This window comes from Streptomyces sp. SKN60 (assembly GCF_026236535.1).
Lineage (GTDB): Bacteria > Actinomycetota > Actinomycetes > Streptomycetales > Streptomycetaceae > Streptomyces.
The window spans coordinates 23,381-43,757 of sequence record NZ_JAHTMW010000026.1 but is presented as its reverse complement, the minus strand read 5'-3'; the positions used below and the strand labels follow the sequence as shown (position 1 = coordinate 43,757).

13 protein-coding genes and 2 pseudogenes are annotated in these 20,377 nt (G+C 67.2%); 10 read left to right on the top strand and 5 right to left on the bottom strand.

The features are described from left to right. The first annotated feature begins 252 nt into the window (after positions 1 to 252). From KV205_RS31700 to KV205_RS31675, 6 genes and pseudogenes are all read left to right on the top strand, one after another. Positions 253 to 1,512: a condensation domain-containing protein gene (locus KV205_RS31700; protein WP_265868271.1), complete on the top strand. Its 1,260-nt coding sequence runs from the start codon at positions 253 to 255 to the stop codon at positions 1,510 to 1,512. Next, on the top strand, positions 1,512 to 3,284 hold the full coding sequence (locus tag KV205_RS31695) for a non-ribosomal peptide synthetase (RefSeq protein ID WP_265868270.1): 1,773 nt from the start codon (positions 1,512 to 1,514) through the stop codon (positions 3,282 to 3,284). Before KV205_RS31700 ends, KV205_RS31695 begins: the two co-directional genes overlap by 1 nt. Before the next feature lie 6 nt (positions 3,285 to 3,290). Continuing rightward, the gene (locus KV205_RS31690; protein WP_265868268.1) at positions 3,291 to 7,394 is read left to right on the top strand and encodes a type I polyketide synthase; all 4,104 of its coding nucleotides are present in this window, start codon (positions 3,291 to 3,293) and stop codon (positions 7,392 to 7,394) included. Between the two features lie 386 nt (positions 7,395 to 7,780). Continuing rightward, on the top strand, positions 7,781 to 8,572 hold the full coding sequence (locus KV205_RS31685) for a thioesterase II family protein (RefSeq protein WP_265868267.1): 792 nt from the start codon (positions 7,781 to 7,783) through the stop codon (positions 8,570 to 8,572). A 449-nt stretch (positions 8,573 to 9,021) separates the two neighbouring features. Further along, positions 9,022 to 9,770, top strand: a pseudogene (locus KV205_RS31680) (transposase family protein). A gap of 102 nt (positions 9,771 to 9,872) precedes the next feature. Further along, positions 9,873 to 10,091, top strand: a pseudogene (locus KV205_RS31675) (transposase family protein); the annotation flags it as partial. Here the strand turns inward: KV205_RS31675 and KV205_RS31670 are convergent. Next, complete coding sequence (locus tag KV205_RS31670; protein ID WP_265868266.1) at positions 10,070 to 10,444, bottom strand: hypothetical protein; 375 nt, start codon at positions 10,442 to 10,444, stop codon at positions 10,070 to 10,072. The pseudogene KV205_RS31675 and the gene KV205_RS31670 overlap by 22 nt on opposite strands. A 54-nt stretch (positions 10,445 to 10,498) precedes the next feature. After that, positions 10,499 to 10,957: a Rieske (2Fe-2S) protein gene (locus KV205_RS31665; RefSeq protein ID WP_265868264.1), complete on the bottom strand. Its 459-nt coding sequence runs from the start codon at positions 10,955 to 10,957 to the stop codon at positions 10,499 to 10,501. A 903-nt stretch (positions 10,958 to 11,860) separates the two neighbouring features. Here KV205_RS31665 and KV205_RS31660 point away from each other — a divergent pair. After that, on the top strand, positions 11,861 to 12,940 hold the full coding sequence (locus KV205_RS31660) for an FKBP-type peptidyl-prolyl cis-trans isomerase (RefSeq protein ID WP_265868263.1): 1,080 nt from the start codon (positions 11,861 to 11,863) through the stop codon (positions 12,938 to 12,940). A gap of 107 nt (positions 12,941 to 13,047) precedes the next feature. Here KV205_RS31660 and KV205_RS31655 read toward each other — a convergent pair whose 3' ends face one another. The 3 genes from KV205_RS31655 to KV205_RS31645 are packed head-to-tail and all read right to left on the bottom strand — an operon-like array spanning position 13,048 to position 17,047. Next, complete coding sequence (locus KV205_RS31655; RefSeq protein ID WP_265868262.1) at positions 13,048 to 14,943, bottom strand: GMC family oxidoreductase; 1,896 nt, start codon at positions 14,941 to 14,943, stop codon at positions 13,048 to 13,050. Beyond that, positions 14,940 to 16,325 (bottom strand): hypothetical protein, encoded by a 1,386-nt coding sequence (locus KV205_RS31650; RefSeq protein ID WP_265868261.1) that lies wholly within the window; start codon positions 16,323 to 16,325, stop codon positions 14,940 to 14,942. The genes KV205_RS31655 and KV205_RS31650 overlap by 4 nt, the downstream gene beginning before the upstream one ends. After that, complete coding sequence (locus KV205_RS31645) at positions 16,322 to 17,047, bottom strand: FadR/GntR family transcriptional regulator (RefSeq protein WP_265868260.1); 726 nt, start codon at positions 17,045 to 17,047, stop codon at positions 16,322 to 16,324. The genes KV205_RS31650 and KV205_RS31645 overlap by 4 nt, the downstream gene beginning before the upstream one ends. Before the next feature lie 394 nt (positions 17,048 to 17,441). On the opposite strand from KV205_RS31645, the gene KV205_RS31640 reads away from it, so the two are divergent. The 3 genes from KV205_RS31640 to KV205_RS31630 all read left to right on the top strand — a co-directional run bounded on the left by KV205_RS31640 (position 17,442) and on the right by KV205_RS31630 (position 20,109). Then, on the top strand, positions 17,442 to 18,086 hold the full coding sequence (locus tag KV205_RS31640) for an RNA polymerase sigma factor (protein ID WP_265868259.1): 645 nt from the start codon (positions 17,442 to 17,444) through the stop codon (positions 18,084 to 18,086). Further along, the gene (locus KV205_RS31635) at positions 18,083 to 19,255 is read left to right on the top strand and encodes a CU044_5270 family protein (protein ID WP_265868258.1); all 1,173 of its coding nucleotides are present in this window, start codon (positions 18,083 to 18,085) and stop codon (positions 19,253 to 19,255) included. The genes KV205_RS31640 and KV205_RS31635 overlap by 4 nt, the downstream gene beginning before the upstream one ends. A gap of 290 nt (positions 19,256 to 19,545) precedes the next feature. Then, on the top strand, positions 19,546 to 20,109 hold the full coding sequence (locus KV205_RS31630) for a GNAT family N-acetyltransferase (protein ID WP_265868257.1): 564 nt from the start codon (positions 19,546 to 19,548) through the stop codon (positions 20,107 to 20,109). The last annotated feature ends 268 nt before the right edge of the window (positions 20,110 to 20,377 follow it).

Below are 20,377 nucleotides of genomic sequence, written 5' to 3'. Positions count from 1 at the left end.
GGGTGGCGTGTGAGGAAAAATTCCATCGACTGTGCAGGAAGCGCCTACACAATCGCAGTACCCAGATATCGAATATTTGCCAATTCCAGTCGATGGTGCAATTCTTTTGACGTGCTTCACCTGCCGAGCCGGTTCTACGCATTTCACAGGCCCAATAGTGGTCGCGGCTTCCAATGCCGAATTTTCTGCCATCACGCAGCGCCCTTCAGTTAAGGTCTCGCTTCTTTCGCCGACCCTGTCGGAGCGTGGGACGTGATCGGAGATTTCCTGGAATTGACCTCGGCCCAGCTCGCCGTTTGGATCGGGCAGTACATGCGGCCCGAAAGTCCTTCGTACAACCACGGTATGGTCCGCTTGATCGAAGGGCCGCTGGATATCGACCGATTCGAGAGCGCCGTGCATGCCACGGTTCATGATGCCGAAGCGCTCAAGGTCGCTTTCGTCCTGGACGGCGACCGTATTGTCCAGGCGAGGAATGCCGTTCCTGCGCCCCCTCTGCAGATAATTGACATGCGCGGGGAAAGGGATCCTTTTGACGCGGCGACCCGGTGGTGCCAGCGGAATATGGGCACCTGTGCAGACCTAGCTCGGGGACCTCTTTTCGAGCACTCCCTTTTCCTGCTGGGGGCGTGCCGTTATTTGTGGTTCCAGAGGTTTCATCACATCCTCCTCGACGGCTTCGGCGAGCATCTCATAGCTGACCGGGTGGCCCAAACATATTCGACCAACGACGGCGACGCTAAGCCTTCTGGCTTCGGTTCGCTTGCATGCGTGGTGAACGATGAAAAGGCCTATCTGGATTCTCGACAGTGCACAGATGACCGAGAATTCTGGCTGGAGCGCCTGGCTCTCCGCGCTGACGCGCCTGTTTTGTCCGGGCGCTGCATCCCCCCGTCAGGGGTGCTGCGCCGCAGATCTGGCACGGTTGATGTCCGGGAGCTTGCGGCAAGGGGGCGGCGGGCTGGAGGATCATGGGCGCATGCGGCGCTGGCCAGCGTCGCGCAGCTCGTGGGCCGAGTCTCAGGAGCGGACGAAGTCATCCTCGGTGTCCCAGTACTGCCGCGTCCTGCGGACCCCTCGGTGGCTCAAGTGCCCAGCATGCGGATCAATTTCGTGGCACTCCCGGTGCCGTGCCATGACGGGCTCGATCTCGCTGCGATGACTCAGGAAGTCGTGCGGGAGATGCGGGACAACCGTGCTCACCGCCGGTATCCGATCGAGCGGCTGAAGCGAGATATGGACCTCGTCAGGACCGGCCGGAGGCTTTACGGACCGGTGGTCAACCTCATGCCCTACGCCCGGGACGTCGAATTCACCGGATGCCAAACCACAACGCGTGATCTGAGCAGGGGCACCAAGCTCCTCGAGGACATCGGAGTCCACATGTTCGCGCGTACTGATCGGCGCATCGAGATGAGTCTGGAAGCTAACGCGGAGGCTTGCTCAGATGGCGAACTCGATCAGCACTTCAACCAAGTAATAGAGAGCATGAACATGTTGGGACGCCTGTGATGTCAGTTTTCGACGGACACTATGACGGGACGCAGCCCCTCACAGAGATCTTTGACCATTGGTGTGGGCGGACTCCGGAGGCGTACGCCGTCCGCAGCAGCGGCCACGTGCTGACGTATGCGGAACTGGACCAGTGGGCCGAGTCGTTCTGCGCCCACCTTCTTCAGCGCGGAATCCGTCCGGGCGATCGGGTCGCGGTCTACGGTCCACGCTGCGCCGAGGGCATTGTGGCGTTCCTGGGTGTCCTGAAGGCCGGGGCCGTCTTCGTCCCGATTGACGAGAACCATCCAGCGGCCCGGGTAGTGACCATGGTCGAAGGGTCTGGTGCCTGCCTGATCTTCACGCTGCCGGGAAGTAAGAACCCGCCTGAAGAAGCCGCCGAGTTCCCGCCCGAGCGGAACGGCTCCGTCCTGCGGGCAGCGGTGCCGACAGCGAGTGGCGATGACCTGGCCTACGTGATGTTCACTTCAGGCTCCACAGGCCACCCCAAGGCTGTGGGCGTGCGACAGCGCAGCGTGTCGCGGCTAGTGGTCGACACCGACTACATCGAATTCCGGCCCGGGGACCGAGTCCTGCACGCGACATCTCCGTCTTTCGACGTGTCGATCTTCGACATCTGGGGGGCACTGCTCAACGGCGGATGCCTTGTGATCGCGGAGCCGAGCCGGGTCCTGTCCCCTGGATATCTGCATGATCTGATCCGGTCCCAGTCGATCGACGTGGCCTTCCTTCCGACCGCGGTGTTCCACCACCTGGCCGGTGAGGCACCGGAGACCTTCCGTGAGCTGCGTGACCTCGTGGTGGCGGGAGAGGTCCTCGACCCGGAACTGGTGCGCAGAGTCCTGTCGTGCGGTCCGCCTGACCGCTTGATCAATGCGTACGGACCGACCGAGAATGCTGTGTTCACCACGGCTTTCGACGCGCGTGAACTTGCGGCGGACGCCACCATGGTGCCGATCGGCCGGCCGATTGCCCGGACCACGTGCTATGTGCTCCGGGACGACGACACTCCTGCTGCCGTGGGCGAGGTGGGCGAGCTGGTCACCGGCGGGGATGGTGTGGCGGCTGGCTATCTGAACGATGCGGGGCTGACGGCTGAGCGTTTTGTTCCAGACCTGTACGGCCCGGATCCTGCCGCTCGGCTCTATCGGACCGGCGATCTGGCACTGCTCCGGCAAGACGGGATCCTCGAATTCCACGGCCGGCGGGACGGCCAGGTCAAGGTGCAGGGTTACCGGGTCGAGCTCGGCGAGATCGAGGCCGCTTTGATGCGGCATCCGTGCGTGCTCGAAGCGTCTGTCGTATGTGCCGCGGGATCGCTGGCGGCCTTCCTGGTGACGGAGGCGGAACCCGACGAGGCCGCGCTGCGGCGGGATCTGGCCAGGGTCCTGCCCTGGTACATGGTTCCCGAGATTTTCACACGCCTTGACCGGTTGCCGCTGAGCCCGCACGGAAAGGTCGATCGCACCGAGCTTGCGCGGATCGCCGCCGAAGGGCAGCCGCGCGTCGCGTCCGGAGCCGGGGCTGCGGAACAGATCAGCGCCATCTGGGCCGGGGTGCTGCAGGCTCATGGGCATGACGGTCCGGTCGATCCCGACAGCACGTTGTTCGCGCTTGGCGGGACATCCTTCGACGTTGTGCGTGTCCACTCGCGCGTGGTGACAGCTCTGGACCTGCCGGAGCTGCTTGCCCATGAAGTGTTCACGTACCCCACGCTTCGCGAATTCACCGCCCACGTCACCACTTTGCTCGCTCAGCGGGCCGGAAAGTAAAGCGAAATGACTGCTCAATCGATCGCCATCATCGGCATGGCCGGACGTTTCCCGCAGGATCTCGACGTCCGAGGTCTGTGGACGCGACTCCTCGAGGGCGGGGAGTCGGTGCGCCGGTTCGCAACGGAAGAACTCGTCGCGGCGGGTGTCCCGGACGCCGTGGCGGCCGACCCACGCTACGTGGCGTGGGGAGCCGACCTGCCGGGGGCAGACCGGTTCGACGCCGGATTCTTCGGCATTCCGTCGGGCGAGGCCCGCTTGATCGACCCGCAGCAGCGGATCTTTCTCGAGTGCGCGTGGACGGCGCTCGAGGACGCCGCTGTCCTTCCCACCGATCACGGCGGCCGGATCGGCGTCTTCGGCAGTGTCGGGGCCACCAGGTATCTGAAGCATCTTGATCACGAGAGCTCCTTCCCCGTGCGGGTCGGCACTGGCCCTGACTACCTGGCGACCCGGGTCTCGTTCCGGCTGGACCTGCGTGGTCCGAGCATGACCGTGCAGAGCGCGTGCTCGAGCAGCCTGGCTGCGGTCGACGCCGCCTGCCAGGCGCTGATCACCTCTCGTTGTGACGTTGCGCTGGCCGGCGGAGTCAGCCTGCGCTCTGCCCAGGGCGCCGGCTACCTGTACGAGGAGGGCGGGGCCTTCTCGCGGGACGGGCACTGCCGTCCGTTCGATGCCCGGGCTTCGGGCATGGTACCGGGCAACGGATGCGGAATCGTGGTCCTCAAGCGGCTGGCGGACGCCTTGGCAGACGGCGACCACATCTACGCCGTGATCGCTGCCTCAGGCACCAACAACGACGGCGCCCACAAGATGGGATATCTTGCACCCAGCGTCGCTGGACAGGCCCAACTCATCCGCCAGTGCCTGGACCGATCGGGTGTCGCACCTGAAGACGTCGGCTACATAGAGGCCCACGGCACCGGCACCCACCTCGGCGACCCGATCGAGGTCGCCGCCCTGCGCAGCGTCTACGACGCGCGAACAGCATCCGCTGAGAAATGCGGCCTGGGTAGCGTCAAGGCAAACATCGGCCACCTGGACGCTGCTGCCGGCGTCACCGGGTTGATCAAGACGGCGCTGATCCTTCGGCACCAGATCATCCCCCCGCAGATCAACTTCGACACGCCCAACCCGGGACTGCGGCTTGCTGATTCGCCGTTCACCATTCACACCGAGGCCTACCGGCCCGCCGCACCGCTGCGGGCGGCCGCGGTGAACTCCCTGGGACTGGGCGGAACCAACGCGCACTGTGTGCTCACCGCCCCACCGGCCACGCAGACCCGGATGAAGGCGGAGTCCGGTCCCGAGCGGGTTCTCCTCACTGTGTCGGCCAAGTCGCCGACTGCGCTGTCGGCCACGGCCGCCGGTCTCGGCCGACACCTGCAGAACACCCCGGACATTGACCTCTCGGCCGTCGGCCACACGCTACGCACGGGACGCACCCCGATGCCCTACCGGGCCGCGTTCCTGTGCCGGGACCGCGACGAGGCGGCTGAAGTCCTCTTGGCTGCCGGGGCAGAGCCCGTGGCGGACCGCGCTGTGACGGACCGGGCCGTGTTCATGTTCGCGGGGGCAGGGAGCCAGTACCCCGGCATGGGGCGCGGGCTCTACGCGGCAGATCCGGTGTTCCGCGCGGAGATCGACCGCTGCGAGGCCATCCTGAAGGGGACCGTCGGCCTTGACCTCCAGGCGGCCCTGGACGGCACCGGCCAAGAAGGCGTCCCCCATGTCTTCGCGGCCATCGTGGCAACCGAGTACGCGATGGCCCGCACGCTCATCTCGTATGGCGTGCGCCCAGCGGCGCTCATCGGGCACAGTCTCGGAGAGTATGTCGCGGCGTGCCTGGCAGGCGTGTTCCGGCTGGAGGACGTCCTCCCCCTTGTCGTGGAGCGGGAACGCCTGATGCTCAGCGCCGCTGGCACTGGCGCGATGCTCGGTGTGCCCCTCGACGAATTGTCGGCCCGCCAGTTCCTCACTCCTGGGCTCTCCCTGGCCGCGGTGAACGGGCCGAGTCACTGCACGCTCTCCGGGCCTGCCGGGGAGATCGAGGCCCTGGCTGCCACGCTGGCCCGTGACGGCATCGACAGCCACCAGGTTCGCCTCTCCATGGGAGCGCACTCGGCGCTGCTCGACCCCGTGCTGGACACCTTTGCGGAGGCCGTTGCCGAGATCACACTCGGCGAACCAGATATTCCCTTCATTTCCTGCCTCACCGGAACCTGGATTACTTCGGAGCAGGCCCTCAGCCCCCGCTATTGGGCCGACCAGATGCGGTCCACGGTGCGGTTCGCCAGCGGAATCGAACGTCTCGGCGAAGAGCTGGCGCCGCTGCTGATCGAGGTCGGCCCCGGCAACGCCCTGACCACAGTGGTCGGCCGTGCGGCCGGCGCCCGGCCGACCATGCGCCACCCGAACTCCACTCAATCCGACGTCGCCTTCCTTCACGAGGCCCTCGGCGACCTCTGGCAGCGCGGCGCGGACGTCGACTGGCACGCCATGAATGCGGACGGCCGCCCGCAGACCGTGCCGCTGCCCGGCTACGCCTTCCAGCGGGAGCGCTACTGGACAGAGGCGGAACCCGCCCCGGCCCCAGTCGATCCCGACCCGATGCGCTGGACGGCATCGCACCTGTACGAGGCGTTTCCCTCGGACCGTCGGCTCCAGGAGCTCGCGGAAGCCACCATGATGTCGGCCGATACCCTGCAGCAGCTGGACCGGCTCTGCCTCCTGCATGTGTGCAAGTTCCTTTGTGACAGCGGTGTCACGGCAGCCGAAGGGTCTGTCCACAGCCTGGCCGACCTGACCGCACGACTGTGCCCTGCGCCCAAGTACCAGAAGTTCTTCCGCGCGCTCCTGGGTATCCTCGAGGACAGTGGGGTCGCCGTCATCGAAGGCGGGCTCCTACGCTTCGTCGTCGACGCCGGATCACTCGAGGACGCCTGGCCGGGCCATCAGCGATTCGTGGCAGCTCATCCAGAACTCGAGTATCTGCTCGAAATGTTGGACCGATGTGTCCGCTCCTTGGGCCCGGTGTTCCAGGGAGAGATCGAAGGCCTCCAGGCGGCACTGCCGGACGGCAAGGACACGCTCCACCAGCAGGCCTCGCGCACCCGGCGGATCAACTCCCTGGCCGCCCATTTCGACCTTGTCGCCACAACCGTGGCCCGGCTGGTTCGCGAGGCCGGCGGAAGAACGGTCCGGATCCTCGAGATCGGCGCCGGACGCGGGTACATCAGCAAGGCCGTCATCGACGCGCTCCCCGACCCGTCCACGGTGGAATACCACTTCACCGACATCGGCAGATCGTTCGTCCTCGACGCCCAGAAGCAGGCTCAAGAAGACGGCCTTGGCTGCATGCGGTTCGGCACACTCGACATCAGCGAAGACCCGGCAGCCCAGGGATACGATCCTGGAACATTCGACATCATCCTGGCCTTCAACGTTCTCCACGCGACCAGAGACCTGCGAGTCTCCCTGCGCAACACCCAGAGGCTCCTGACCCAGGACGGCCTGCTGTTCCTTGTCGAGATCTCTCAGCTCGACCGCGCATCACTCCTGACCACCGGATTCTTCGACGGATGGTGGTATTACGACGACGGAATCCGCGTCGACTCACCGCTACTGCCGCCCCGCGAATGGGCCGACCTCTTCGCCAAGGAGGGGTTCCGGGACCTGGCCACCTTTCCCGCCGACCCCGACACACCGCCGTTCGCCGACCACTGCGTGATCGTAGGCAAACGGCCCCTGGAGTCGCACCACGACACCTCCTCTCCCGCCGCTACGCAGGACATCGCCCCCTACCCCGCCAGGACAGCATCCTCACCGTCCTTCAACCGAAGGCCTGACCTCACCGTCGCCTACGCCCCAGCCCACGATTCGGCGGAGCAGCAGATCGCGGAGATCTGGAAGGAAGCCCTCGGGCTCGACCGTGTGGGCCGGCACGACAACTTCTTCGACCTTGGAGGCGAATCCCTCCTCGCACTGCAGATCATCGCGGAAATCAACGCGCGAACCGGGGCCGCGCTTGCCCTGAAGACCCTGTGGCAAAATCCCACTGTCGCCGGGCTCTCCGCCGCGATCCTCGCCGGAGAAGGCGCGAAGTGTTGACGAGGCTGGCAATTCGCGATGCCCCACTCCGAGGCCACACCATCGCAGTGTGACGAGTCGGGCAAGCCCGTGCCCCCGAAGCGGAATACGGATTGAGGGTGGACTGCAGCCCGGACGGCCGCGACTCGCATGGCTGTCCGGGCTGCTTGGCTGACTCCGAAAGCGGAGGCTCCCGCAACTCAGCCGGGTCGGCCTGGGAGCCGGTAGGCGTTCGGACGTGTCGCAACGTTGCCGGTCAATCCGGAGCACTGCGAACGGCCCGACCAGGGCGAGTCAACGACTGACATGCCACCGAGCACGGGGCCACCTGACACAGGGACCCGGCCGGACCGCCTCGCCACTTTGCGTGGCAGGTGTCGGATGTATGGGGAGAGAGATTAAGTACGATGCCTGAGCAGTCATGGACCGCTGTGCTTCGGCCCGCAGAGGGTATCCGCTGGGGCCGGGTCATTGCCCTGGCTCACTCCGGAGCTGGGCCCAACGCACTGTTGCCGTTGTTGCGGCGACTCCCTGCCGGGCTGGAGGTTGTCGGCGTCACCCTGCCAGGTCGGGAGCGCCGGTTCGGCGAGGGCCTCGATGCCCTAGATGACCCCGGGGCCGCGGTGGCTGCCGTGCTTGAGGAAATGCGTGCAGCAGCACCGCTGCCCACCGTCTTCTTCGGTCACAGCATGGGCGCCTCGTTCGCGGCAGCACTGGCCCTGGCCGCGCAGGAGATGTGCCAGGGACTCGTTTTGAGCGCCCAGCCCACGCCGGAGTCGCGCGCCGGACAGAACGAAGACTGGACGGAGGAGAAACTACTCGACATCCTCAAGCTGGGCGGCGGCACTCCAGATGAGATCCTCGGCCACCGAGAGCTGCGTGAGCACCTGCTGGCCGTCCTGCGCTGCGATCTGAGGCTGAGCCAGCGGCTGGCGGTCGGGACAGCCGGACGGAAATTTCCGGTCGCCCCGGTCGTGATGGGCGGCGCGGATGACGAACTCGTGCCGCGGGGGGAACTGGACCTGTGGTCCGTGCACACCGGTATCCGCCCTCGGCTCTTCCCAGGCGGGCACTTCTACCTTCTGGACGAGGCCAACATGGACTCGGTCGCTGCCGAAATCGCTGCCGGCTTCCCGGTACAAGCCCGAGCAGGGCGCCCTGCTCGCCTTGCTGTCGTCGACTCGCACGGACCCGGTTAGGGGAGAAGCGCAACGAGGCCGCCAGGAGGCTGAACTCCCCGGCCGCAGCCGTGGGGGACACAATGGGTCCCCTCGATTTCGCCTCCGTCGTGTCCGTCCTCGCCTGCCGTGCACGGCCGGCACCCGTACCACCCGGGCTCTGCACCGCTGCTGGCGACCGGCGCGCTGGTCACTGTCGCCGAGGTGACGGCCTCGGCGGGCTGCATCTGCGTCGTCCGGCGGGTCGCGGACGGCGGGGCAAGGGTGTTTGGATCACCCTCCCCCTCCGTGACGAAGGATGCTGTGACGAGGACGACGATGTCCTTCACGACGAACCGAGCAAGAGACTGCGACTGAGCTCTTTCAGAGCGGCCACCAATCGGGTGACGGGCTGACGTCCGCGACGCACAAGGCTTCCGTGCCGTTGAGAGAGGTGTTCGACGTCTCAACTCTTCAGCGCAGGAGCCTCGTTGGTTCCCTGTCCTGCCGCACTCGACCTGCCGCACGCTGTGGTCGAGTGGCTGTCCATGTTCATCGTCACCCGTGAGGGTGACCGACGCTTCAAGCCGCCGCCTCACCGGCGAGCTCTCGGCGGTCTGGTCCACGTTCGCCGGCACGAGACGCTCGCGCGGATCGCTGCCGGCTTCGACACATCTGTCGGCACTGCCCACGCCTACGTCACGGCCGTCGTCGATCACCTGTCCCGAAGGGCGCCCGGCCTCCTGCGGGTCCTGCGCGAGACGGATCTCGATCACGTCCTGCTCGACGGGACACTCGCCGAGTGCGACCGCGTCGGCGACAGCCGGGCCGACTTCTCCCAGGAGCACCGCCGCCACGGCGTGAACGTGCAGGTCGTCGCCGATCCCTCGGGCAAGCTGCTGTGGAACTCGCCCGCGCTGCCCGGCCGCACCCATGATCTGACCGCGGCCCGCACCCACCGCATCCTCCGGATCTGCGAACGCCAGGCGTTCTTGTCCTCGTCGACCGCGCCTACATCGGCGCCGGCCCCTGGGTGACCACGCCGATCAGACGGCTACCCGGCCGGGACCTCACCACGACCCAGCAGACGATCAACCGGGCCCTGTCAGCGGCACGAGCACCGGTCGAACGAAGCATCCCGCGACTGAAGTCCTGGCGAATCTTCCGCAGAGCCCGCTGCAACCCCAACCACATGACCGTCATCGCCGCAGCCATCCTCACCCTGGAGCGGCAACGCTGAAAACGCTCACTGATCGGGTGACGGCCGGGGGATGTGACGCGTGAGGCCCCCGGGCGTTGAGCGGGATGTCTTACATCCGTTGCTCGTAACCTCGGGGGCCTCGTGGTTTCTTATCCTGCCTTACTCGATGTCCCGCACATGCCCTGGTGGAGTGGGTCACGACGCTTATCGTCACCCAGGAGGGTGACCGCTGATGCCGACTGTCACCGTCAACGCGCCCTGGTCGCACTGGTGTGTCTGCGGAAGAACGACACTCTGCGGCAGCTCGCGGCGGGCTTCGGTATTAGCCAAGGACGTTGTCAGGCAGCGGAAAGCGCAGTGATGCCGTCGGCCTGGTAGGAAGCTGTGCCACCCGTGATCCGCTCGACGCCGTTCTTGTCCAGGCGCTTCTCAACGGGGTGGACGCGGACCCGGAAACCGACCAGTTCAACCGGCTGGGGGAGACCGATGGCCTCACCGGGATCCGTGTACGAGATCATGTTGACCTTGAGGACCTCGTTCTCGAGACGGCCGAAGTGCTCGAAGGTGGCAGCGACTTGGATCTCCCACTTGGGGACTCCATCCTTGGTCGTGTCCTGCTTGTCGCTGGCACCGTAAGCCATTCTCGGGGCCGAGCTCAGGAAGATCACAGCCTTGAAGGTCTGCTCCTGGTCGACATAGAACGTGCCGGGCATATCAGTTCTTCCCATCTGCTTTGTAGTGTGATTTGACGTGGCTTCGTGAGACGGTCAGCCGGTGACGACGATCCCGTTGTCGACGCGTACGGACACGCGTGCCAGTGGCTTGGTGGCAGGCCCGGCCACGGGATTGCCTGTGGCGGCGTCGAAGCGGCTGCCGTGGCAAGGGCAATGGATCTCGCCCTTGGCGACCTGGGCCACGGTGCAGCCCTGGTGAGTGCAGATGGCGGAGAAGGCCTTGATGTCATCGCCGCCTCCCCGAACCAGCACGACCTTGGCGTGATCGACCACCAACCCACCGTCCTTGGGAACTTCGTCAAGACGCGCCAGGTTCTTGGCAGCGGCCTCGGCGGCCTCTTGAACGGCACTGCCGCCGCCCTGCTTGCCTCCGCAGCCAGAGAGCGTGGCGCCTGCGGCACCGGCGGCGAAGGCGACAAGCCCCGTCACGACCAGGCGTCGGCCAGGAGCTGCGGAGAGACCGTCGGTGGGATTGTCGTGCGCGGAGGGCAATGGGTTCTCCAATCAATGGGGCGCAGGATCCGAAATCTCTGCTGATGCCCCTCTGAGGGTGCCGGATGTGGCGTAGCCCGATGGTTGCGACGAGGCTCAGGCGCAGCGGAGAGCATTCGCTACTCAAATTGAGGCCTGATGTGCAGTTTCTCTGGACCACGCGATCACAGCTCAGCGGCCGGCGCCGAACCGGCCACGTTGCCCCAAGCCCCTGTGCAGGGTCTCCGAGGCGTGGCGCGGACCGGATCGGGCGCGATCAGTGTGTCGGGCTTGTGCCCTTTCCAGGGGCGTCGGAGAAGCTCAGACGCCCCTGGACGTGCCCGGTATCGGGAAGCCTGCGCGCGTGTTGCCCCTCTCTGCTGGGAGAGCCCTGTGGAGCAGCGGAGTGTCGGACCCGTCCCCCTCCTCCACATCCGAAGAGGTTTCTCTCCGCGGCTGCCGGAGCGCATGGGCGATGCCCGTGACGCCTCAAGAACGGCAGGCTCCTCGCCACGGCTCGGGGATCGGCCGAGGCAGGCGCAACGCTGTGTATGCCCAAGGTGAACGGCACCGTCACAAACATGCCCCATCCATCCGTGCTGCACGGAGTGGTCATCGCGAAGAGCGGACGGATACCGCTCTCTCCGCCGGCGCTGCGTCGACATCCACTTGCCCTAGATGGAGGGGGCGAATCGCTTGAGGTGCCCGACTGCACGGCGCGTCCCGCTTCCGTGCATCAGCCGCTGGGATGCCCACCCCGTGCGTGAAGGATTGGCCCTGGACCAGCCCCCTTGGACACCCACGCACACGAGGGGTGACGCAAAGGCGTGAGCAGGGCGGATCAGGCGATGCTCCTCTCCTGCCCCGGGAGAGGAGCATCGGGATGTCCAGCGCCTCTTCGCATGCGTTGAGCAGCCATTCCTCATGCGAATCATTGAAGACCGCTGGATGGTCGTGGTCATGCAAGATGCCATTTCTTCGTACTCGCGTCGATTGATGCTCAGAGCTGCTCCGGTGGTGCTGACCTCGATGCTGCTGGTGTCGGGATGTACCTCTGGTGATCCGGCGACTGAGGGGAGAGCCGCGGCAAGCGCCGCGCCGTCGGCGAAGCCGTTGCCGCCGTTGCCGAGGGCGGTGGCGTCTGCGGGGGCGATGCCAGTGGTCACAGGCGGGTTCGGCAGGGAGCCGCAGGTGCGTATCCCGAAGTCGGCACCGTCGGACAAGCTCGTGGTGCGTGCCGTGACCGCGGGGAACGGTCCTCTGATCCGCAAGGGGGATGTTGTAGCTGCGGACTACACCGCAACGGTATGGAAGTCCGGACGCAAGCTGATGTCCTCCTACGGCGAGGGCGGTGAGCCGCAGGTGTTCGTGGCCGGCGACGGGACGCTGCTGCGGGCTTTGGACGCGAACATCGTCGGGCAGAAGGTGGGCAGCCGGGTGCTGGCCATCCTGCCTCCGGGGCGCGCGTTCGGCCTGGACCGCCTCCAGTCACTCGGATTGACGGACAAGGACAGCGTCGCCTTCGTGCTGGATCTGAAGCAGGCAACCTCCCCGACCACCGCGGTGGTCGGGAAGCAGATGCCGGTCCCGGACGGACTGCCGCAGGTTCGGGCGAACAACTCCACCGAGGTGAAGATCGCGGTGCCGGCGGGGCCTCCGCCCAAGGGGCTGGTTTCGCGCGTGTTGGTCCAGGGCAGTGGGCCGCAGGTGAAACGCGGTCAGCGGGTGGTGTTGCGTTACGCAGGCGCGACCTGGAAGGAGAATCAGGGCAAGAACACGGCAAAGCTGTTCGCCTCCGCCTGGCCGGGCGAGCAGCCCTTCGCGATCCGGCTCGGTACCGGGGAGAGCATCAAGGGCTGGGATCAGGCTCTGGTCGGCCAAAGGGCGGGCACTCGTCTGCTGCTCGTCATCCCACCCGCCCTTGGCTACGGTCCCACCGGCCACGGCCCGGTTCCGAGGAACGCCACCCTTGTCTACGCCGTCGACATCCTCCTCACCCTGTGACCTGAGGCCAATCCCGCTCACGCTGGTCGTCATGGTGTTTCCGGCGTCTGAACACCGAACCAGCCAATGGCGTTGCACATCCCGTGATCAAGAACCGTCAGCGCGCGCTAACACCGCTCACGATCAACACACCTCCGGGTGCCCGACAGATGATTCTCGGTGACCGCGAGCGCGGCGGCCATGATGCTGAGCTGCGGATTGACCTCGGGGCAGCTCGGAAGAAGTGAACCGTCGACCACCAGGACTCCGTGGACTCCGCGAAGCCGACCGCACGAGTCGGCCGGTGCCGTCTGCGGATCGGCGCCGGCGGCGACGGTGCCGGTGGGGTGGAACGCCGACAGGTGCAGCTGGCGGGCGCTCACGGTAGCCAACAGCGTGTCGAGGCTCTCCATACTGCGGGCACGGGGGGCCGTGGGGATTCCGGTGAGGACTTCCTCGGCGCCTGCGGCGAAGAGCAGTCGGCCCATCGCATGTACGGCGGTCAGAAGCTGATTGGCGTCGCGGGGGTCAAGGTCGTAGCGCAGCAGTGTGCGATGCCGTCCGAGAACACGGCCCGAGGGCCTGTCGGCGATCATCGCGCCGAGGGTGGCGAGATGGTTGGCACCCTCCATCTCCTGCCGCAATTCCCGCCCGATGCCGGGCAGGACGAAGCTGCCCATACCAGGAGGGGTGGCCGTCGCTTCGATCAGCACACCGTCACCGTGAAGCTCCTCCACCCCCACGCTCTGCAGAACGCCCTGCCACGCGATCACGGGTTCGGCAAAGCGGCCGGCGACGCTGGTTGCCGGGTGAACACTCAGATTGCGGCCCAGCCGGGGATGCCGACCAAGGCCAGAGCGCCGCAGCAGCGGGGGTGACTCCAGTGCGCCCGCCGCGATGACCACCAGTGGACTGAGTATTTCGAGCTCGCTGCCGTCCAGGCGCCGCACCAGCACCCCGCAGGCTCGTGCGCCGCCGGGCCGGTCGTCTTCAGTGAGGAGCCGTAGCACCCGGGCACCGGTGACGATGCGGGCGCCGGCCGCGCAAGCATCGGGCAGCACGGAGAGCTGCACGCTCTGCTTCGCGCCGGTGGGACAACCCACGACGCACTGGCACGAGCCCCGGCAGCCGGGTGCGTTGCGGCGCAGCGGGGCTGCCCGCCAGCCCAGGCGCTCCGCCCCGGTCAGGGTGAGCAGTCCGTTGTTGCCGATGGCATCGAGGGGCTGGGGCGCCACTCGCACGGTGCGTTCGACCTCGTCGAGATACGGGCCGAAGGATTCGGCGAGCGCGAAGCCGTGGGTGGCCCGCCATCGCTTGAGGACGTGGTCCGGGGTGCGGTAGCAGGTACCGGAGTTGACCACGGTCGTGCCGCCCACCGCCCGCCCCGTCGGCAGCAGCAGCGGCGGCCTGCCGAGGGCGATGGTCGCCCCTCCGCCCCGGTACAGCTCGGCGAACCGGTCCAGGGGCGCCCGACGCCCGAAGGAAGCGGTGCTGTGGTGCTCGCCCTCTTCCAGTACGACCACCCGCATTCCGGCACGGGCCAACGTTCGTGCGGCCATGGCGCCGCCGGCACCGGAGCCGACCACCACCGCATCGGCGGTGGAACGCGAGGGCCAGTGGACAGCAGGCGTGCAGTCCAGCGGCGGATCGGCGGGCGGAGCGAACGCCGCCTTCTCCACGCCTGCTTGGTGAACCATCCGCTCGGTGCCGGCCGCGAGAAGCACCGGCACCTTGATCACATCCAGCAGCGGGAGGAGACCCCGGCGACCGGCGAGTGCCGCCAGAACCCCTTCGCGCTTTGCTGCGCTCAGGGCTGACAGCCGCCGACCCGTGCGGGCCACGGCAAACGCGTCCACGGCGGCCGCGGCTGCGTGGATACCCGCCCGTGCGGGCAGAGGCATGGAACCGAGCATGCCCGCAAGACGCCCCGGCACGGAGGCGGTCCAGGGCTGTGTGCCGTCGTCGGCGAGAAGGGCGGCCACAAGTCCGGCGATGCTCCGGCCCTCGGGAGCGGTGATGTTCATCGTCCACCGACCTCGGCGTGCGCGGTTGCAGCGAGGGCCCACCGCGCCTCCGGCCGCCAGTGCCCCCACCATCGTTCCAGCGTGACGACCGCGTCAGCGGACTCGCTGTTGTGGCAGACCGCCGTGGCGCCGTCGGGATCCCCGTATTCCAACGACAGCGTGCGATCCTCGGGCAGGGTCACTTCGACGCGGATACGGCGCAGTCCGGCCCGGCCTGTCACCCGCCACACAGGCAGCCCGATGTCCGCGCGGAACCGGCCGAGCCCTGCCCATCCGACCGCGCTGCGCTCGGCACGGCGGGGCCAGGTGCTGCCGTCCTTGCGGAGCTGTAGGAAGACCAGGGGCGGAAGCTTGCTGAGCCCTGGACGCATGGAGACGGCAGCGACGATCTCCAGCACGTCTCCACCGCCGAGGTCGGCGTGCAGCCACGCCCAACGGCGGGCGTTGCCCTGCCCGTAGATGCGAGCACTCGCTCCTGGCGCCTCGTCGAGACTGAGCTCCTTCGTGCCGTACGAGACGGTTCCGCTGTACGCAGAGCGGGCCGCGGGGAGCATATGTGTGGCGGGCAGCAACGGCCGCCGCCAAGACCAGCGGGGGAACGTGTACAGGGGGCCGTCCTGTGCCTTCTCCGTGAGCGCCCAGGTGAAGCCGCCCGCAGACCCGCTGAGACGGCCAGCTGCGGCCGCGACAACGGGTGCCGACGCGGACTCCTCAAGCGTGCCCTTCCACAGGTCGGGTCCGAAGCGCGTGTGCTCGACCGGCTCGTCCTTGGGGAAGACCGCGATCCACCCGTGCGTGAATGCGGGCGAGCCGTCCGTAGGGGCGACGAGTTCGTGGTGCAGCCACACGCCATTGCCGGTCTTAGGGTCGGTCAGTGTCGTGTACCAGACCTCGGTACGTCCCGGGGCGCCGTCCCATCGGGGAGCCAGGTGCTCCTCGGCGTTGCGGGGGAAACGGAAGCTCGCGAGGAAGGGCAGCAGCGCGGTCTTCACCGGGAAGCGCAGGATGCCGGTGCCGACCCGCTCGTCACCCGCGTACAGCGTGTAGGGCAGCACCGTCATCGATCTCAGTGGCCGGCGCGGCGAGATGGATTTCCAGCCGTCGAGCAAGACCCGGCGACCGTGCAGTGTGAAGGTGAGCCGGTAGCGGATCCTGCGGCGGGCGATCGGTGAGATCTCCAGCTCGCCCTCTGCGCCCGGGTCGTCGCTCCAACCAGCGATACGGACCCGGCCGGAGAGTCGGGCCTGGGTGGTTCGGTGGGGGAGCAGTACCTGCCCGGCGTGCACCTGCAGGTCGAGCTGGATGCGACGGTCCTGGTCCTCACCGTTCAGCCGAACGGTGCCGAGCATCGTCTCCGTAAAGGCCGTGCCACGGGCGCTCACTTCGCCGCCTCGGAATCCCGGCTCTTCGCCAGCCTCTTGAGGTCGTCGAGCATGACGCGCTCGGTGGCGGTCAGATAGGCATCGGCAGCGGCATGTGCCCGCTGAGCGTCCGCCGAGACCACGGCGTCGACCACCTGGGCGAGCCGGTCGAAAGCCACCTGCGCGTCGGTGAAGGGCCCCGCAAGAACCGAACGCACAGGCAGGTAGGCGTTGAAAAGGGTATTGGTCAAAAGGACGTAGACCCGGTTGCCGGTGGCCCGGGCCAACGCCCGGTGCACCTCCACATCGGCCAGCTGCACGGCGTCGGCCCCCTCGGCCTCCCGAACGCCGATCAACAAGCTCCGCAGCTCATCCAGCTGAGAGCTGGTGGCCTTGTCCGCCGCACGCGAGGCGATCAACGCACCGATACTGCGCCGCACTTCGAAGACCTCGCTCAGCCACTTGGGGCTGTGCCGGACCAGCGCCGGCAGCAGATCGGCACCACCCAGCCCGGCGTAGTCCCGAACCCGGGTACCGACACCGTGCCGGGTCTCGAGCAGCCCGGACTGGGCGAGTCGGCTGAAGGCGTGCTTGAGCGTGGTGCGTGTGACGCCGTAGCTGTTCGCGAATTCCCGTTCGGGCGGCAGATAGCTGCCCGCAGGGAGGCGCCCGGCGAAGATGTCTTCCCGCAGCCGCTCCTCCAGGACATCGACAATCGTCTGGCGCGGCAGTGTTTCCACCATTCCAACCTCCCCATCGGTTTACTGGCTGAGCCACTCAACCACTGGGTTGGAGCGGAGGCAAGAGCCCCGCCGAAGCCCCCTGACACCTGCGGCACCGTTCCTGCCATCTGCATTGAACGTGGTCGTGTGGTGGGACTGCGATCTACGCCCGCTGGCAGGCTCAACACGCCAAGACCAGCATCCACAGGGGAGTACGCCCTACTCATTTCTTCACCGCCCGCGCCGTCTGTGATGACTGTGGATGCGGGGCACAGCAGGTGACCCACGCCCGCTGCGCGCCGCCTCAGCAGGGCCGCGCCGGTGCGCCTGGCGCACAGACGCCCGGCATCGCCGATGTGGGCAGGCGGCCTCCTTGCCTGCTGTGAGCAGGGCCACGGGAACCCGGGTGGGCGACATGGCAGAGGCAGGTATGGATCCAGGATTTCGAGCCCGGCTACGGGCCGGTGACGAGGGTGCCTTCGGCACGTTGTTTCATGACCATGCCACCTCCGTGTACAACCATTGCTTCCGGCTGACCGGCGACTGGTCCGCCGCGGAGGACTGCACCTCGCTGGTGTTTCTCGAGGCCTGGAGGCTGCGCTCCAAGATCCAGCCCGAGGGAGGCGGCCTGCTGCCATGGCTACTGGGCATCGCCACGAACGTGGTCCACCGCAGGCGCCGGGTCGCCCGCCGCCACAGGGCCCTGCTCGACAGACTGCCTGCGCCGGGGCTGCTGCCCGATTTCGCCGATGAGCTGGTCGGCCGCATGGAGGACCAGCAGAAGATCGAGGCGATGCGCCAGGCGCTGGACTGGCTGCCTCGGACCGACCGGGAAGTCCTGGCACTGTGCGTATGGGCCGGCCTGGACTATGCCGCAGCGGCACAGGCCCTCGGCATCGCCGTCGGCACAGTGCGCTCCCGTCTCTCGCGTGCCCGTCGCCGCCTCGACGAACTCACTGAGAAAGATCTCCGCGCAAACAAGGAACCCGCGCCTGTGACCTGGCAGCTAACAGGTGACCGCAACACCGCGGTCCGGCCAGATGAAGGGAAGTCGCGATGACGCCAGGCCACGATGACAGCGACCTGCGGGCACTGCGCCGGATGCTGCCGGTGCCCGCAGAGCGGGACTTCCCGCCCGGCCGTCGGCACCAGCGTGAGGAACACCTCATGAGTAGTTGGCTCCAGATGGCCCGCCAGGACAGCAAGAAGACGAGCAGCAGGCTCCCGTCCCCGGCGCCGAGCCGACGGGGACTCGCCCTGGTCGGCACCGCCGCCGCGGTCGGGGCACTCGCGCTCGGCGTGACAGTTCTCCTGCCCGGGACCAGCAGCACTCCAGCTTTGGCCGCCACCCCCGAACTGCTGACCTACGTACAAGACGCCCCCGCCCAGGACGCGGCGAAGCTCCTTGAGCGGCTCGCAGACACCGCCGCCCGCCAGCCTGACACGACCGTGAGCGGCACCGAGCACTTCAAAAACCGCGGCTGGTACCTCAACACCAGTGTCGGCGAGAGGACCGTCTCCGCCGTCGTGCCGACGGAATCCGAACTGTGGGTCAACCCGGACGGCTCCGTGCACTCCACCAGGCGCGCCGGCGCGCCCGAGTTCCCCAGCAAGGAAGCCCGCACGTACTGGAAGGAACAGGGGGGCTGGCCCACCGGCCCCAGCAAGCCGGAGGTCAACGACGTGCCCGCCGGCTCCTGGGCGCGGGAGGGCCGCCCGCCGACCGATGCCAAGGCGCTGAAGACCTGGCTCAAGCAGGGCCATCCGGAGGAGAACGGCCCTGCCGTTACCCTGATGGCGATCACAGACCTGCTGCACGAGCGCGTCCTCTCAGCCCCGGAACGGGCCGCGGTGCTGCGCGTGCTGGCCGACGTTCCTGGGATCACCTACCAGGGCACCACCACCGACCGGGCAGGCCGGACCGGCAAGGCGTTCTCTCTCGACAGCGACCACGGTGGCCTGCCCACTCGGCAGACCCTGATCGTCGACCCGGCCAGCGGACGGATCCTCGATGACGAAGAGGTGCTCACGAAGTCCGCCGGCAAGCTCGGCGTCCCCGTTCCCTCAGTGATCTCCTACACCGTCTACCTGGCGGCCGATACCCAACCCGCTCCGACGCGGGCCGGCCGGCCCCGGCTGCGGCCTTCCCAGGTTCCCTCCAGTGTGGGCACTCACGAGCCTGGAATGCACAGGGACGGCCGGTCTCCCAGGCCCGCCGTCGTGCGCTGAGGTAGCCGTCCCGAACCAGGGTGCGAGTGGCTGGTGGTGGAACATCGGGAGCGGTCGGTTGATGATCAAGGTGTCTGACCTCATCAGTCAACAACTTCCGATGTCGTCACGTCGATCACCGCGCTATGCCGAGCGGGCCGAACGCGCAGCTCGGTGTGGCCGAGACCGGGTCCCCGAGGGGGGCGCTCGTATTCGGCGTTGGTCCCGTGCGGCGACAGCATGTGTATGAAGTTTGAGGGTGGATCGCGACAGGACGGGCCACGTAAAGTCCGGCCTGCAAGCCGGTTGGGGTGGCGTATCAGATCATGGCCATGGACGGACCGACAAATATGGACCTTCTTCCCTTTTCCGCCGCTCACGCAGTCGCGGTGGCGAACTGGCCGACTTCCGGCAGCGAGGTCTTCATGTGGTGCGGGCAGCAGAAGTTCCCCGTGCCCACGCAGACGGTCGCTGACTGGCAGCGGGATGACGACGTGCAGGCTCATGTCCTCGTCGAGGACTGCAGGCTTGTCGGCTACGGAGAGCTGTGGTTCGACGCTGAGGAAGATGAGGTTGAGCTCGCCCGGATCATTGTGGCCCCCGGAAGCCGCATGAAGGGACTCGGCCGGGTGCTGGTACGAGGACTTCTCGCACAGGCTCTCGGCGCAGGTTATCGCGACGTCTTCATGCGCGTGCATCCACACAACGAGACAGCCCTGCGCTGCTATCGGGGCGCCGGGTTTGTGCCAGTCGATGTCGGCCTCGCTCAGAGCTGGAATGCGGATCAGCCCGTCAACTATGTCTGGCTTCAGCATGAGGCCGAAGTCCAGGGTGAGCGTGATCGGGCAGCACCAGTGCGGGGCCGCGTCGGATAGGAAAGCTGGACTTCCGGCCCTCCTGCTCGATCACTGACGGGGTGCGTGACCCTTGCGGGCGGCGTCACTCTCGGGACCGGGCCGGATATGTCGCCACCCGCCAGGCCGGATCGGACCGGAACACATGTCGATCAACTGGTGCCGGTCCAGCCCGCTGAAGCGGGAGCCACTGAAACCTGTGACAGACAGCGGACGATGGGCCACGGCTCCGCCAAGGAGGCGTGTGGTGAGGATCACCGAGACACCAGGGGGCTGGCGGACAAGACAA

Excerpts from the sequence above, each read along its gene's own strand:
- KV205_RS31695 (WP_265868270.1), top strand. The coding sequence starts at position 1,512 with ATGTCAGTTTTCGACGGACACTATGACGGGACGCAGCCCCTCACAGAG.
- KV205_RS31670 (WP_265868266.1), bottom strand. The coding sequence starts at position 10,444 with ATGCCCGGCACGTTCTATGTCGACCAGGAGCAGACCTTCAAGGCTGTG.
- KV205_RS31660 (WP_265868263.1), top strand. The coding sequence starts at position 11,861 with ATGCGAATCATTGAAGACCGCTGGATGGTCGTGGTCATGCAAGATGCC.
- KV205_RS31640 (WP_265868259.1), top strand. The coding sequence starts at position 17,442 with ATGGCAGAGGCAGGTATGGATCCAGGATTTCGAGCCCGGCTACGGGCC.
- KV205_RS31685 (WP_265868267.1), top strand. The coding sequence starts at position 7,781 with ATGCCTGAGCAGTCATGGACCGCTGTGCTTCGGCCCGCAGAGGGTATC.
- KV205_RS31635 (WP_265868258.1), top strand. The coding sequence starts at position 18,083 with ATGACGCCAGGCCACGATGACAGCGACCTGCGGGCACTGCGCCGGATG.
- KV205_RS31655 (WP_265868262.1), bottom strand. The coding sequence starts at position 14,943 with ATGAACATCACCGCTCCCGAGGGCCGGAGCATCGCCGGACTTGTGGCC.
- KV205_RS31645 (WP_265868260.1), bottom strand. The coding sequence starts at position 17,047 with ATGGTGGAAACACTGCCGCGCCAGACGATTGTCGATGTCCTGGAGGAG.
- KV205_RS31690 (WP_265868268.1), top strand. The coding sequence starts at position 3,291 with ATGACTGCTCAATCGATCGCCATCATCGGCATGGCCGGACGTTTCCCG.